The organism is Glutamicibacter soli, from assembly GCF_003309065.1.
Taxonomy (GTDB): Bacteria; Actinomycetota; Actinomycetes; order Actinomycetales; family Micrococcaceae; genus Glutamicibacter; species Glutamicibacter soli.
The window spans coordinates 161,186-176,161 of record NZ_POAF01000007.1 but is presented as its reverse complement, the minus strand read 5'-3'; the positions used below and the strand labels follow the sequence as shown (position 1 = coordinate 176,161).

General features: G+C 59.9%; 11 protein-coding genes. 9 read left to right on the top strand and 2 right to left on the bottom strand.

Annotated features, from left to right (window positions below; genetic code table 11):
- Positions 1 to 164: 164 nt before the first annotated feature.
- From C1H84_RS14785 to C1H84_RS14770, 4 genes are all read left to right on the top strand, one after another.
- Entirely contained in the window at positions 165 to 2,048 is a 1,884-nt protein-coding gene (locus C1H84_RS14785) for an acetolactate synthase large subunit (RefSeq protein ID WP_053797883.1), read from the top strand.
- 3 nt (positions 2,049 to 2,051) lie between these two features.
- On the top strand, positions 2,052 to 2,570 hold the full coding sequence (gene ilvN / locus C1H84_RS14780; protein ID WP_053797884.1) for an acetolactate synthase small subunit: 519 nt from the start codon (positions 2,052 to 2,054) through the stop codon (positions 2,568 to 2,570).
- A gap of 143 nt (positions 2,571 to 2,713) precedes the next feature.
- Complete coding sequence (gene ilvC, locus C1H84_RS14775) at positions 2,714 to 3,745, top strand: ketol-acid reductoisomerase (RefSeq protein ID WP_047118871.1); 1,032 nt, start codon at positions 2,714 to 2,716, stop codon at positions 3,743 to 3,745.
- Between the two features lie 138 nt (positions 3,746 to 3,883).
- On the top strand, positions 3,884 to 4,582 hold the full coding sequence (locus C1H84_RS14770; protein ID WP_113607822.1) for a class I SAM-dependent methyltransferase: 699 nt from the start codon (positions 3,884 to 3,886) through the stop codon (positions 4,580 to 4,582).
- A 100-nt stretch (positions 4,583 to 4,682) separates the two neighbouring features.
- Here C1H84_RS14770 and C1H84_RS14765 read toward each other — a convergent pair whose 3' ends face one another.
- Positions 4,683 to 5,279 carry a sunset domain-containing protein gene (locus C1H84_RS14765; protein WP_181728160.1) on the bottom strand — a complete coding sequence of 199 codons (597 nt, stop codon included), beginning with the start codon at positions 5,277 to 5,279 and terminating at the stop codon, positions 4,683 to 4,685.
- A 79-nt stretch (positions 5,280 to 5,358) separates the two neighbouring features.
- Here C1H84_RS14765 and C1H84_RS18075 point away from each other — a divergent pair, with 79 nt between their 5' ends.
- Positions 5,359 to 5,676 carry a hypothetical protein gene (locus C1H84_RS18075; RefSeq protein WP_146956127.1) on the top strand — a complete coding sequence of 106 codons (318 nt, stop codon included), beginning with the start codon at positions 5,359 to 5,361 and terminating at the stop codon, positions 5,674 to 5,676.
- Between the two features lie 157 nt (positions 5,677 to 5,833).
- Here the strand turns inward: C1H84_RS18075 and rfbA are convergent, their stop codons facing one another.
- A complete protein-coding gene (gene rfbA, locus C1H84_RS14755; RefSeq protein ID WP_113607819.1) occupies positions 5,834 to 6,742 on the bottom strand; it encodes a glucose-1-phosphate thymidylyltransferase RfbA in 909 nt (302 codons plus the stop codon).
- Positions 6,743 to 6,844: 102 nt separating this feature from the next.
- Here rfbA and rfbB point away from each other — a divergent pair, with 102 nt between their 5' ends.
- From rfbB to C1H84_RS14735, 4 genes are all read left to right on the top strand, one after another.
- On the top strand, positions 6,845 to 7,867 hold the full coding sequence (gene rfbB, locus C1H84_RS14750) for a dTDP-glucose 4,6-dehydratase (RefSeq protein WP_113607818.1): 1,023 nt from the start codon (positions 6,845 to 6,847) through the stop codon (positions 7,865 to 7,867).
- Positions 7,864 to 9,297 (top strand): sugar nucleotide-binding protein, encoded by a 1,434-nt coding sequence (locus C1H84_RS14745; protein WP_113607817.1) that lies wholly within the window; start codon positions 7,864 to 7,866, stop codon positions 9,295 to 9,297. Before rfbB ends, C1H84_RS14745 begins: the two co-directional genes overlap by 4 nt.
- Before the next feature lie 523 nt (positions 9,298 to 9,820).
- Positions 9,821 to 12,265, top strand: coding sequence for a helix-turn-helix transcriptional regulator (locus C1H84_RS14740; RefSeq protein ID WP_160309073.1), 2,445 nt, complete (start codon positions 9,821 to 9,823; stop codon positions 12,263 to 12,265).
- Positions 12,262 to 14,934, top strand: coding sequence for a LuxR C-terminal-related transcriptional regulator (locus C1H84_RS14735; protein WP_113607816.1), 2,673 nt, complete (start codon positions 12,262 to 12,264; stop codon positions 14,932 to 14,934). Before C1H84_RS14740 ends, C1H84_RS14735 begins: the two co-directional genes overlap by 4 nt.
- Positions 14,935 to 14,976: the final 42 nt, after the last annotated feature.

Sequence of the window (14,976 nt, the reverse complement as noted above, 5' to 3'; positions counted from 1 at the left end):
ATGCAAACAACCACCGATGTACTACTAGTTATCAGGCGCGGAGCCTGAGACCAGTTCTGCCGCCAAGCAGGACGTCGGTGACGCGCAGCCCCCTTTCGTCAGCAGTGACGGCCGTGGGGCGTTTTTTATGCGCAGATGAAGAGATAGAAATGGAAAGGATCCAGATGAGCAACTCCACACCCGCCAATCCGGCGTCGGTTGCGAAGTCAATTAGTCGACCCAAGGATGCCGCCGCCGCTGTCTCTTCCGTCGTGGAAGCTTCGAACCCGGTCCAGGGTCCGAATAACATCGTTGCTCCCACGCAGATGACGGGCTCACAAGCCATCGTCCGCTCGCTGGAAGAATTGGGCGTCAAGGACGTCTTCGGGTTACCAGGCGGGGCCATCCTTCCCACCTATGACCCGCTCATGGACTCGACCAAGGTCAATCACATCCTGGTCCGCCATGAACAGGGTGCCGGCCATGCCGCACAGGGTTACGCCATGGTCAGCGGGGAAGTCGGCGTCTGCATCGCCACCTCCGGACCCGGCGCAACCAACCTGGTGACCGCACTGGCGGACGCCAACATGGACTCCGTGCCCATGGTGGCGATCACCGGCCAGGTCAACAGCGCCTTCATCGGCTCCGACGCGTTCCAGGAAGCCGATATCGTCGGCATCACCATGCCGATCACCAAGCACGCGTTCCTGGTGACCGACCCGGAGGACATCCCGCGGGTCATGGCCAGCGCGTTTTACCTGGCGCAGACCGGCCGTCCCGGCCCGGTGCTGGTGGACATCACCAAGGATGCCCAGACCTCGCAGATGACCTTCTCGTGGCCGCCGAAGGTCGAGCTTCCCGGCTACCGCGTGGTCACCCGCGGCCACAACAAGCAGCTGCGCGAAGCCGCCAAGCTGATCGCCGGCGCCACCCGCCCGGTGCTCTACGTGGGCGGCGGCGTCATCAAGGCCGACGCGCACGAGGAACTCAAGGCCTTCGCCGAGTTCATCAACGCCCCGGTGGTCACCACCCTGACCGCCCGCGGGGCGTTCCCGGATTCGCACCCGCAGCACGTGGGCATGCCGGGCATGCACGGCGCCGTCTCCGCGGTGACCGCCCTGCAGCAGTCCGACCTGCTGATCACCCTCGGCGCCCGCTTCGACGACCGCGTCACCGGCGTGCTGTCCTCGTTCGCGCCGAACGCCAAGGTGATCCACGCGGACATCGATCCGGCGGAGATCTCCAAGAACCGCGTGGCCGACGTGCCGATCGTGGGCTCGCTGGACGAGATCATCCCGCAGCTTATCGAGGCCTGCCAAACCCGGTTCGAGACCGAGCCGCAGCAGGACCTGTCCAACTGGTGGTCGCTGCTTGACCGCCTGCGCGAAACCTACCCGATCGGCTACACCGAGACCCACGACGGCCTGTCTGCCCCGCAGAACGTCATCGGGCGCATCGGCGAGCTGACCGGCCCGGAGGGCGTCTACGTCGCCGGCGTGGGCCAGCACCAGATGTGGGCCGCGCAGTTCGTGAAGTACGAGCGTCCGCGCTCGTGGCTGAACTCCGCGGGCCTGGGCACCATGGGTTACTCGGTGCCAGCGGCCATGGGTGCCAAGGTGGCCCAGCCGGACCGCGTGGTCTGGGCGATCGACGGCGACGGCTGCTTCCAGATGACCAACCAGGAGCTTGCCACCTGCGTCATCAACAACATCCCGATCAAGGTCGCGGTGATCAACAACTCCTCGCTGGGCATGGTCCGCCAGTGGCAGACCCTGTTCTACGACGCACGCTACTCGAATACGGATCTGAACACGGGCCACGGCACCGCGCGCGTTCCGGACTTCGTGAAGCTGGCCGACGCCTACGGCTGCGTGGGTCTGCGCTGCGAACGCGACGAGGACATCGACGCCACCATCCAGAAGGCGCTGGAGATCAACGACCGCCCGGTGGTCATCGACTTCGTGGTCTCCGCGGACTCCATGGTGTGGCCGATGGTCCCCGCCGGAGTGAGCAACGACCAGATCCAGATCGCCAAGGGCATGACCCCAGAATGGGAAGAGGAAGACTAGAGAATGGCAAAGCACACGCTGTCCGTGCTGGTCGAAGACGTTCCCGGCGTACTCACCCGAGTTGCCAGCCTCTTCGCCCGCCGTGCGTTCAACATCCACTCGCTGGCCGTGGGACCCACGGAAATCGAGGGCATCAGCCGCATGACTGTGGTGGTCGACGCCGAGGGGGACTCCCTGGAGCAGGTCACCAAGCAGCTGAACAAGCTGATCAACGTCATCAAGATCGTGGAGTTGCTGCCGGAATCCTCCGTGCAGCGCGACCACATCATGGTCAAGGTCCGCGCCGACGCCGCCACCCGGCTGCAGGTCACCCAGGCCGCTGAGCTGTTCCGCGCGTCGGTGATCGACGTGGCCACCGACTCGCTGGTCATCGAGGCCACCGGCAACGCGGCCAAGATCGAGGCGCTGCTTTCGGTGCTGGAGCCCTTCGGCATCCGCGAGATCGTCCAGGCAGGAACCCTGGCCGTGGGCCGCGGTTCCAAGTCGATGAGCGACAGGGCCCTGAAGAGCCTTTCGGCCTAGCGCCGAAGCGTGTCCGAAGAAGGCGAATATGACTTCTTCGGACACGAACACCAAATTTCACAATCCAAGGCACCAGACTTGAACATAGATGCTGGTGCCAGCAACAGAAACTTCCGTTCCGAAACAACCAAGGAGCAATTCACATGGCTGATTTGTATTACGACGACGACGCAGACCTCTCGATCATCCAGGGCAAGAAGGTAGCCATCATTGGCTACGGCTCCCAGGGCCACGCGCACGCACTGAGCCTGCGCGACTCGGGTGTGGACGTCACTGTCGGCCTGGCCGAGGGCTCCAAGTCCCGCGCCAAGGCCGAGGCCGAAGGCCTGAAGGTCGCCACCGTTGCCGAGGCCGCCAAGTGGGCCGACGTCATCATGATCCTGACCCCGGACCAGGTCCAGGCCAAGGTCTACGCCGACTCGATCGCCGAGAACCTGGAAGAGGGCAACGCCCTGTTCTTCGGCCACGGCTTCAACATCCGCTTCGGCTTCATCCAGCCGCCGGCAAACGTCGACGTGGCCCTGGTTGCCCCGAAGGCTCCGGGCCACACCGTGCGCCGCGAGTTCGAGGCAGGCCGCGGCATCCCTGACCTGATCGCCGTGGAACAGAACTACACCGGCGGCGCCAAGGACCTGGCACTGTCCTACGCAGCTGGCATCGGCGGCACCCGCGCCGGCGTCATCGAGACCACCTTCACCGAAGAGACCGAGACCGACCTGTTCGGCGAGCAGGCTGTGCTCTGCGGCGGTACCTCGCAGCTGGTGCAGTACGGCTTCGAGGTGCTGACCGAGGCCGGCTACAAGCCGGAGATCGCCTACTTCGAGGTGCTCCACGAGCTGAAGTTGATCGTCGACCTGATGTGGGAAGGCGGCATCGCCAAGCAGCGCTGGTCGATCTCCGACACCGCGGAGTACGGCGACTACGTCTCCGGCCCGCGCGTCATCACGCCGGAGGTGAAGGAGAACATGAAGGCTGTCCTGGCCGACATCCAGTCCGGAGCCTTCGCCAAGCGCTTCATGGATGACCAGGCCAACGGCGCCAAGGAGTTCCTGGAACTGCGCGCCAAGGGCGAAGCCCACCCGATCGAGACCACCGGCCGCGAGCTGCGCTCGCTGTTCTCCTGGATCTCGGACGCATCGAGCGATGACTACGTTGACGGTTCCGTAGCCCGCTAAGCGGAACCTGACCGGGCAGTCTTCACGACCAAGGCGCCTGTTGCCGGCATGATTAATGCCGGCAACAGGCGCCTTGTCATTCTCCGGGAAATTTCAGGTCTGGTCACTAGGCTCGGTGAAAACCAAAGGAGCTGACCGGTGACCACGCAGACCAACTACGACGATTTCGCACAGGCCTATTCGGACGAGAACGCTTCCAGCCTGCTCAACGCCTACTATGAGCGGCCCGCGATGCTGGAGCTTGCCGGAGACGTTTCAGGGCGCAGGATCCTGGACATCGGCTGCGGGTCGGGACCGCTGGCGGCGGCCCTGGTGGATCGTGGTGCCCGCGTCGAGGGCTTCGACTCGAGTGTCGCGATGATCAATCTGGCACAGCGCAGAGTGGGGGAGGACGTCGAGCTGAGCGTCGCCCGACTTGGTGACGCTCTGCCTTACGAATCGGACACCTTTGACGATGCGGTGGCCTCGCTCGTTTTCCACTACCTGCCGACGTGGCACGAGGCGTTGTTGGAAGTGCGTCGAATCCTGAAACCGGGCGGTCGATTGATCCTTTCGGTGAACCATCCACTCCTCTATCCGTGGAACCATCCGGGCAAGGACTACTTCGAGGCGACGCAGTACACCGACGAATTCACCTTCAACGGACAGCCCGCAGAGCTCACCTACTGGCACCACCCCCTGCACGAAATGGCCAACGCCTTTCTGCAGGCTGGGTTCAGCATCGAGAGAATTTGGGAACCGCCGTATTCCAAGGATGCGCCAGAGCAGATCGTGCCGGAGAAGCTGCGCGAGCGCGATTCGTTCCTGAGTTTTCTTTTCTTCTCTCTTCGAACCTGAACAGCTGCATCGGGATAGGAAGCAATCGATTGATCGACAAAGGCCGGGCACGAACGCGAAGATCGCGTTCGTGCCCGGCCGTTGGTGGGGCTAGCCGAAATTAGCGCTTGGAAGCTCGGTAGCCGGCCTTGCGGGCATCGCTGGTGTTCTTGAAGCATTCCTCGGGCTTCGTGCGGTCATAGAATGCGCCGCCCTTGACGTGGTACTTCCACTCTTTATTGCTGCCAGTGCGGTTGCCCTTGACCGGATAGCCGGCGGGGCATTTGTAACCGTAGCCCTTCTTGGAAACCGGCGTCTTCTTCGTGACCTTCTTGGTCACCTTCACGGTTTCGGTCTTCTTCACCGTCGAGGTCTTGCCCTTGAGCTGGTACTTGACCGACGTCGTAACCTTGTACGTCCCGGTAGACAGCTTCACTGAGGCCTTGTTCTTGGCGACAGTCTTGGAGCCCTTCTTCACGGTAAGCGTCGCGGATTTGACCTTGACGTTCTTCGCCTTCGAATAGCTCGGCTTGATGGTGGCCTTGGCCGATCCGGAAACGGACTTGTTGCCGATCTTCTGGATTGAAACTGCCGGCGCTTTCTTAGCGGCAACCACGCTGATAGCGGTTGGCGCAGCCACCTGTGGTTGCGCCGTGGCGGCTGATGCACCCGAGAAGACGAGCGCACCGGAAGCGAGGACGACAAGTGCCCGCTGCATGATCTTATTCATTTTTCCCCCAGGAAGTGATGATGACCGAGATGAAAATACTCATGTCAAAGGTGAGTCTAGTCGATCGATGAACCTTGGAGAAACTCGGTTTCCCGTCGTGGCAAACAAGCAGCGTGGCGGCTGGTCCGAGGTCTTGGCGAACCATCTTGTGCTGTATGCACTGGGCTCGACAGTGCTCCCTCCGGATGCCGTTTATCATTCTCGTGACCAGATCAGATCGAAGAAAATCAACTGTTCGCTGGAAACCAAAGGTTTGGCTGTATTTCAGCTGCGTGCATTCCTGCATACTTCCAAGGTCATCTATATTGGAGAAGTCGGCTGCCATCCAGGTACGCTCTGCTGCAACAAACTGACGATCATGCACGATGTCGAGGCAGGCAGGTAGGTTTGGCCGCCATTAGGACCGTGCTGACGAAGACGTCGAACTGGCCACTACAAGGGGTAGGTCTGCCGCGACTTGGCAAAATGATGGCGGGAGGCTTGGAACAATCATGTGGTTGTTCCAAGACTTCCGCATCTGTATGTATCGTATGTGAACGTGCCTAGACGCCGAGCGGATCCGTGGCCGCATGATATGGGTCTGCGAAGCTGTGATCGAGCAGCTCATTGAGATAATCGCCGTAGCCGCTCTTGCCCAGCGCGACGGCCAGACCGCGCAGATGGGCGTCATCGATGAACCCCTGACGCCAGGCGACTTCTTCCGGTGCGCCGATTTTCAAGCCTTGCCGTGCCTCGACGGTACGAATGAAATTGGACGCGTCGTTCAGCGACTCGAAAGTCCCGGTGTCCAGCCACGCGGTGCCCCGCGCGAGGACATTCACATTCAGGTTTCCCTCGTCGAGATACAGGCGGTTGATGTCCGTGATTTCCAATTCGCCACGCGGTGAAGGCGCAAGCGTTTGCGCCTTGCCGACCACGGAATTGTCGTAGAAGTACAACCCCGGCACTGCGTAGTGGCTCTTCGGTTCTGCCGGCTTTTCCTCCAGCGAGATCGCTCGGTGGAATTCGTCGAATTCCACCACACCATAGGCCCGCGGATCCTTGACCCAGTATCCGAACACCGTGGCCCCCGGCTGGTCTACATATTTCCGCAGCTGCGTGCCGAAGCCCGGTCCGTGGAAGATGTTGTCTCCCAGGACCAGGGCAACAGACTCGTCCCCGATGTGTTCGGCACCGATAATGAACGCCTGTGCCAGCCCCTCCGGTTTTGGCTGCACCTTGTAGCTAAGCTCGATCCCGAACTGCGAACCATCGCCGAGCAAGTCTCGAAATTGGGCCTCGTCCTGAGGCGTCGTAATGATCAGAATGTCCCGAATACCAGCCAGCATCAATGTAGATAGCGGGTAGTAAATCATGGGCTTATCAAAGACCGGCACCAGTTGTTTTGAAATGCCCTTCGTAATTGGGTGCAAGCGCGACCCAGTTCCCCCAGCAAGTATGATTCCCCTCATGAGTCGAGCCTAGCAACGGCGCAATACTGGTTGTCAGAGTATCCGTACTCGAAATTCTCTAGGTCTGCACATCACGCGCGTATTGCTGGTTAGCGTAGGGCTATGAATAGAATCCTTGTGACTGGGGGAGCGGGATTCATTGGGGTCAACTATGTCCACCACATGATCGAGCACTCCGACAGCGCCATCACCATCCTCGACAAGATGACCTATGCGGCCAATCGGCTGTCTCTTGAAGGCCTTCCAGGCAACAGGGTCAAACTAGTCGTCGGCGACATCGCCGACGCGGCTCTCGTGGACGAACTGGTCGCGATGCACGGCGTCGTTGTGCATTTCGCGGCGGAATCGCACAACGATAACTCGCTGCATGATCCAGGGGTCTTCGTGCGGACTAACGTCGTGGGTACCTTTGAACTGCTTGAAGCCGTACGCCGGCACAACGTGCGTTTCCACCATATTTCCACCGACGAAGTCTATGGCGACCTGGCGCTGGATGACCCGCAGCGGTTTACCGAAACCACTCCTTACAATCCGTCGAGCCCGTACTCGTCAACCAAGGCATCCAGTGACCTTTTGGTGCGCGCGTGGGTGCGGTCATTCGGCATCAATGCGACGCTTTCAAATTGCTCCAACAACTACGGCCCGTTCCAACACGTCGAAAAGTTCATTCCACGACAGATCACCAATGTCCTGATCGGGGAAACGCCGAAGCTCTACGGCGACGGAACCAACGTCCGCGACTGGATCCATGTTCGGGACCATTCCTCGGCGGTCCAGCGTATCGTCGAGAAGGGACAGGCCGGACGCACCTATTTGATCGGCGCCGATGGTGAATGCAACAACGTCGAGGTACTGAAGATGATCTTGCGGCTCATGGGCGAGCCGGAGAATGCGTTCGAGCATGTGCTGGATCGCCCGGGCCATGATCTGCGTTACGCCATCGATTCCACGGCCCTGCGTACCGAGCTGGGCTGGGTGCCTGAGTACACGGACATTGAGCGCGGCCTCGCGCAGACCATTGACTGGTATCGGAGTAATCAGGCCTGGTGGGAGCCGAGCAAGGCGAACACGGAGCGTCGATATGCGCAGCAACTCCGCAACGCTTCTCAGGCGGCGACCGCATGAACGAGGCCAAAGAGCTGATCGTCCAACCAACCGAGATCGCGGGTCTGCTGGAACTGACGCTGCCCGTGCACGGAGACGCGCGTGGGTGGTTCAAGGAAAACTGGCAACGCGAAAAAATGGTTGCCGCGGGGCTTCCCAACTTTCGCCCGGTGCAGAACAACGTCTCTTTTAACGCCGAGCGCGGAACGACCCGGGGGCTTCATGCAGAGCCCTGGGACAAGTACATCTCGGTGCTCTCCGGCAAGATTTTCGGAGCCTGGGTGGATTTGCGCCCCGGTCCGGGATTCGGCGCAGTCCACACCGCAGTTGTCGGGCCGGACTCTGCATTGTTCATTCCGCGAGGGGTCGCTAACGGATTCCAGACTCTTGAAGAAGGAACGGTCTATTCGTACTTGGTGACCGAGCACTGGACCGAACAGGCCCGCTCGGAGTACAGCTACGTCAACCTGGCGGATCCCGCTTTGGGAATCGCTTGGCCGATTGCTATCGAAGAAGCGGTGATCTCCGACGCGGATCGGAACCATCCGATGTTGGACAAAGCCAAGCCGGTGTTGCCAAAGAAAATTGCGGTCTTCGGCGGCAACGGGCAATTGGGACGTGCGCTTGCACAAATGGGCCAGCAGGATCCGCGGATCGAGGTGTTCACTCGCGCCGAGGTCGATTTGGAAAGGCCTGATTTCCTCGACGGTTTCCCTTGGTCTACGTACAGCCATGTCATTAATGCCGCGGCCATGACAGCCGTGGATGAGGCCGAAAATCCTCAAGGCCGACGAAATGCTTGGCGGGTCAACGCCACAGCTGTCGCGGATCTGGCGGCCCGCTGCACCCAGAATGATGTGAAGCTTGTTCACGTATCCACGGACTACGTATTCGACGGAAAAGACGAGTACGTGGGCGAAGACCATCCCCTTGCACCACTGGGCGTATATGGCCAAAGCAAAGCCGCCGGCGAGGCCGCAGTTTCCTCACACCCCGAACACACGGTGGTGCGAACGAGCTGGGTTGTCGGGGATGGCAAGAACTTCGTCGACACGATGTTCAAGCTAGCAATGCGCGGCATCTCGCCGCAGGTGATTGACGACCAATTCGGAAGGCTGACCTTTGCAGAGGATTTGGCTGGAGCCATTCTGCACCTGATCGATACGGGGCAGCTTGGCGGTGTCTACCATCTTCAATGCGACGGTCCGGCTACCAGCTGGTTCGAAGTGGCGAGAACGATCTATGAACTCACTGGACACGATCCAGAGCAGGTGAAGCCAACGTCCGCAAGCGAGTACTCACGCTCAGTTGACCTGGCAGCGCCACGTCCTAGGAATAGTACTTTTAGTCTCGAAAAGATCCGAGGAACCGGGTACAGCCCGTCTTCGTACTTAGTTCGTCTGGCGGAATATCTTAAGGCAAAGTCGGATGCCAATCAAATGGTCGACTAACTATCGGACACACCACGTAACTCAGTAAATAACGAGTAAGTCGTCCTGTGTTCGAGGGATTCGTGACAGCGCGCAAGTAAAAGAAGGGTTCGCAAACTTGATGGAAGTTACAAATCTTCTAGTCAGGACCTTATCGCGAGGGCGTCCGCCAAATTCAGAGGTTTCGGGGCTTCGGTGCACTAGTACTTGATTTATCGCGTAGTTGTACTTGGAATTGCCGCAGCGGCCTGAAATATGGTGATTTTTATCTACTGCGAGCCTAGGATGAAAACACGCGGATTGGTCGGGGGATCCATCCGCAGTCATATTTGGGGAATGAACCGATTGGGGCGGTTTTTAAATGGAGTACTCGAGAGTACTTATCGGGGACGATACTCGGAATTCACGCAGGCTCTGGGGCGAGACCAACGCATTGGTCGCAACTCCAACCGATGCAATTACCGAGATCGGCAGGATCCTAGAGAATCCTGCAAAGTCCGGAGCGGTAGTCTCCGGACCATCGGGCAGCGGGCGCCGTGCAAGCGTGGAAGCTGCGCACAGCCAACTTATTGATCCGCAAAAACTTATTCGGCTCAACGGGAGCAGCTTCGGGCAAAAGATGCCCATGGGCGTTCTGGCCTTCCTGCTGGCGCAGCTTGAAACAGCTGAACAGCCGAGCCGGCACGAACTCGTGCATGGGCTTGCGCGGGCACTGTGCCCGGATGGCAAGCCATCCGTGGTCTTGCTCGGCAAGCCAGAGCTCATCGATGAGGAATCCGGCTCGTTGCTTGCCCAGCTTGCTGCGATGCACAAGATCAAGCTCATCGTCATCTGCGACGAAATCCAGGACCTTCCACAGGATCTGCTTTCGTTGTTCCGTACCGGGCAGATGGAGCATGTAAGCATCAGCCGGATGAGCACCTTGGAGACGCGGGCATTTCTGGAGTCCGAGCTTCAAGGGCCAATCTCCGCCTTCGCTGCTTCGACGTTGCAGTATCTCGCCGACAGCAACCGCGGATTGATTCTCAAGCTGGCGCGGATCTGGATTGCCAACGGACAGCTGAGCCAGGAGTCCGGAACCTGGGTTCTTCGGGATCTGGACCTTGGCAATGGTCCTGCAGTGCAGACCATGTTCAATTCCATGACCTCGGGGCTTGAAGATTCCGAACGAGTACTCTTGTATGCACTGGCCATGGGTGGTGCAGTCTCCCGAGACATGGTGCACCGTGCAGAACAGACCAAGGCCATGGATCAGTTGATCGCCAAGGACCACGTGAAGGTCGTGCCGCAGGCGGACCACCGCGTCATGATTGCGGTTCCATTGCTGCGCCTGATGCTTCGGCAGAACATCGATCCGGAGATGGAGCGTCGCAGCAACGAAGTCGTGGCACACCTGCACAAGGATCCAGAGACCGCCGTGGCACTTTCGGCGATGTCGTTATTGTCGGATCTGGGGCAAAACTCCACGTTGCTCGACATCGCTGAAGAGTATTCGCGCAGCGGATACGCCAGCGGGAAATGGGTTGTGGCGCCGTTCGCCCGGATCCGAATTCTGAAGTTGCACATTGGCGCATTGCTTCAGCAGGGGGACGTCCCGGTTGCCGTGAGCCTCATCCGGCTTGCACACGAGAACCTTCTGGCTGCCATTGATGATGCATGGTCCCAGGACCGGCTGTTGCGCGCCCAGCAAGAGCTCGACTTGCTTACCCAGCTGGTTGATTCTGCCCAGGCAGAAGTTAATGCAGGGTCGGAAGACTGCCATATCGACGACACTCCGGCGCAGCTGAAGGGGTGGATGACCCGGGGACTGCACTTGCGTGCCATGGCCCTGCAGTCGACGAATTGCGCGGCGCGCGCACGCCAGACGGACGCCCAGACAGTTGTCGACCATATCGGCAACGAGCTGCGAAACCGCCGCCTGGGAATGGCTTCCTACGGGGGAATGTGCGCCGAAGACCTGGCAGAGATCGAAGAGCAGCTGCTCATGACTGAAATGCTGTGCGGAAAATATTCCGAGGCGCTCGTCAGGGCGACAGAACTCGCGGCGGGGAAATTTGCATATCCGCAGCTGATCGCCCGGGCCGAGAGTGCACGGGGCATCCTGTTCGCACTGCAAAGTGATCACGAACGTGCTCTGAAAATTCTTGAACCGTGCCTGTCTCAGGCGCGCCAGCAGGAAGAAACCGCAGGGAAGATTGCGATGGAAGCCGTGGTTTCCCATTCGCTGATGGTCCTGGGGCGACGGAGCGAGGCGACGGAACTGCTCAGTCAGGAACAGGACGACATCTCGACCTCGTCGCAGGTGAACTTTCACAGTTGGGTGGCCGAAGTCTTTTCGGCCATGAGCCTGGCCCTCATCGGATCGCCTGAACAGGCGATTGCGAAGTTGATGTCATTTGCCGATAAGTCCCGAGCTGGCGGCTACCTCACCCTGGAGATGGGCGCGTTGGCCTGCGCGCTTCGGCTGGGCTATGCGGATCCCGATTCCCGTTTGGGCGCGGTGGCCGCAAACTGCCAAGGGGCTACGGCTGAAATGTACGCGGAGCTTTCGGAGAAGCACCATGGAGAATCGGCGGACCTTTTTGCGGTGCTTCGCAATCTGGTGGCTTCCGGACATATTCTGATGGGTGCGGTATCCGGCAATGCACTGGTTTCGTCATTGACAACCAAGGACCAGCGGAAGTTGGCAAAGCTCGTGGGCACTGTCAAGCGTCCTGCGTACCTCGCTGACAACAGCAGGTCCGATGCGCTGGCATCTGGGAAGACCGGTGCCCCAACGTGGGCCGGAGACCTGACGAAGCGCGAGTCGCAGATCGCGTTGCTGGCGATCTCGGGGAAAACGAACCTTGAAATTGCCCGCATCAACGGCGTTTCAATTCGGACCGTTGAAGGGCACCTGTACCAGGTGTATTCGAAGCTTCAGGTTCGCAATAGGCAAGAACTGACTGCACTTGATCGTGCCAGCCGACGTGCGGCGGGACAGCTGTGAACGCAATAGACTACAAGAGCCGACGTAAATCCAGCGAGTACCAGGACCTGCTGCACGTGGTCAGCACGCCGGAACCAAGCGGTGCCTTGGTTCTCGGCGGCGTGGGCATGGGAAAGACCAGCCTGGTTGACGCGGTCATGACCAGCACCGGGCTCAGCGAGCCCGCAATGACGCTTTACTGCAGCCCGACGCTTGCTGCGGTTCCCTACGGGGTATTGTCGCCGTATCTTGACGCGTTGGCTTCAGTGGACGAACCTGTGCAGGTGCTGCGCGAGATCAACCACGTACTGGCCAGCGTGCCTGATAGCGACCAGCCGCGGATTGTTGTTGTCGAAGACGCACAGTACCTGGATGCCCAGAGTTGTTTCGTGCTTTCAACCCTGATGGAGAACGCGGCAATCAAGCTCATCGCGCTCGGCGCAGGCGTCTTGGAATCGGAATCGATCGTGGGGCAGCTGGCCCAGTCGCCGTTGATGTCGACGATCGTTGTGCAGCCGCTGGATGTTTCAGGAATCCGGACCGTTGCTGAATCCATGCTCGGGGGCACCCTCAGCGAAAGCTCTGTCGGGACGATCCACCGGCTGTCGGGAGGCAACCCGAGCTTCGTCGAGGCCCTGATCGCTTCAAGCTTGGAACAGGGATTGCTGATCCAGGACAAGGAAATGGACTACGGTCCCAGCGCACCACAGGGCATCTGGCTCCTGAGCCAGGACACCATCGGTGTTGACTCGCGGCTGACGAATCTTGTCAGCGAGATCCAACGGTTGAGCACCGAAGACGAACGGCGCACGCTGGAACTATTGGCCTTGGGCGGACCGGCGCCTAAGCTCGTTCTCGACGGCGGACGGCTTGAGTACCGTCGGATGATTGACGCCGGCCAGCTGCATGAGCTGCCGGACGACACCGTGGCGTTGGCCTCCGAGCTTCACCGCCGGGTGCTGCGCCTGATGGTTCCTGCGCAGCGAAGTGCGGAGCTGTACGATTCATGGCAGCAGTGCACGAGTGAACTGGGTATGGAACAGTCAGCGTCGCACGTGCTCTGGGGCCTCGAAGTGGGACAATCCTTCCCAACTGAGCGGATTCTGGATGCTGCATCATCTGCCTTGGATGAGGGCAACTATCCGTTGGCATGGGAACTTTGCCGTGCCGGAAACGTTGCCCATTCGAGCGGCCACGGTGCACTGTTCGAAGCGGATGTACTGCTCGGCTTGGGACGGTTCGAGTCAGCGCGAAACATCCTGCTGAGGTTCGTCGGAACGGCCAAAGCGCCTCACCTGCTGACCTCGGCCTTCAGCCAGCTGCTGGTCGTCGTCACTAATCTGGGCAACAACCTGCCCTTGATGCGCGACTACATCCAGCAGTGGAAGGAATGGGTGTCGAGCCTTCCCTCCGATGCCGAATCGGCGAAGGCCGTGATGGACCAGCAATTCGCACAGCAACTTCTGGACCTGTGGGTGCGGGTGAACTCGATCGACGGACAGTTCCCCGAGGCCAAGGAATTCGAGCGGATCATCAATGATCCAAATTTCCCGGACGAAGGCCAAATCATTGCCCGCTTGATGTACTGCGACGCCGAAAGCGTTGTGGGGCACTCCGAGCGAGCGCTGTCCATCGCCCAGGAAGCCATCGAGTTGATCGCCGATGCCCCGAAGACCCGGGCGCTGTATGAAACTCGTCTGATGTTCTTGCAGTGCTGGAACCTGTTGCAGCTGGGGGAGAACCAGAAAGCGCAGCAACTGCTGGACACCTATCGCTACGGCGGAGAACGCTTCGGTGTACAACACCAAGGTGCCGTAGTTCTGATGCTGGGTCTTTCCGACCTGTTGCAGGGACGCAACCAGTCTGCCCTTCGCAGGTTTGCGGAGGCGGTCACGGAGTTGCGATTCGGAGATCCCGCCCAGGTGCTGACGTTCGCGAGAAACCTGCACGCGATGGCTCATGAGCTTGGGGGAAGTCTCGGGACAGGCACGGCTTCCGGAGCTCTGGAAAGCAAACCAGAGCCGCCTGAGCTCATGGGGGAGACCCCGTCGCGCCAGCGAGTCTTCGCCAGGGCTTCTGCCGCGACAATCGGCAGGCCCCAAGGCAGTGAGAAGCTCAAGGACTTCCCTGTTTTCGAACGGATGGCTCTGGCCCACAAGATTTCGCATCTGCCAGATGAAGAACTTGCCGGCAGCAAGGACCTCAGACGCCTGATTGAGCTCTGCGATGAACACGAAGGCACGAAGTCGCAGCTCCTGCTGCAGCTGAGCAAGTATCGCGCCCAGAGCGAGCCTCAGCCGTTGGAAGAGCTCGCCCAGAAGGCGTTCAGAAGCCAGGAAGTGCTCATTGGCGTCGAAGCGCTGGCACGTGCTGCGGTGCGCTATTCGGAGGCGGGGGAGTCGCGTACGTGCGGAACCCTGCTTCGCCAGGCATCGCGAGTAGTTAACGAGCAACGGATCAATCCGAACAAATATGTTGCGCGTGCTCTCGCGCTGACCGAGCTGACCGCTCGGGAGGCAGAGATCGTCCAGTTGGCGCTGTCAGGAAAAAACAATGCGCAAATCGCGCGCGTGTTAACTGTTTCCCAGCGTACGGTTGAGGGCCATCTTTACAGGGTCTTCTCGAAGCTGGGTATTTCCGAACGCTCCGAGCTGGTCGTCGCCGAACTTGATTTTGGGACAGCCCAGTAAGCTGACTACGTGTTTCAAGCAATCTTGAAGTAAGAAACACGC

What these genes read in the sequence shown, in the direction of transcription:
- ilvN (WP_053797884.1), top strand. Translation starts at nt 2,052, where the DNA reads ATGGCAAAGCACACGCTGTCCGTGCTGGTCGAAGACGTTCCCGGCGTA.
- rfbA (WP_113607819.1), bottom strand. Translation starts at nt 6,742, where the DNA reads ATGAGGGGAATCATACTTGCTGGGGGAACTGGGTCGCGCTTGCACCCA.
- C1H84_RS14765 (WP_181728160.1), bottom strand. Translation starts at nt 5,279, where the DNA reads ATGCAGCGGGCACTTGTCGTCCTCGCTTCCGGTGCGCTCGTCTTCTCG.
- C1H84_RS14745 (WP_113607817.1), top strand. Translation starts at nt 7,864, where the DNA reads ATGAACGAGGCCAAAGAGCTGATCGTCCAACCAACCGAGATCGCGGGT.
- C1H84_RS14785 (WP_053797883.1), top strand. Translation starts at nt 165, where the DNA reads ATGAGCAACTCCACACCCGCCAATCCGGCGTCGGTTGCGAAGTCAATT.
- rfbB (WP_113607818.1), top strand. Translation starts at nt 6,845, where the DNA reads ATGAATAGAATCCTTGTGACTGGGGGAGCGGGATTCATTGGGGTCAAC.
- ilvC (WP_047118871.1), top strand. Translation starts at nt 2,714, where the DNA reads ATGGCTGATTTGTATTACGACGACGACGCAGACCTCTCGATCATCCAG.
- C1H84_RS18075 (WP_146956127.1), top strand. Translation starts at nt 5,359, where the DNA reads ATGAACCTTGGAGAAACTCGGTTTCCCGTCGTGGCAAACAAGCAGCGT.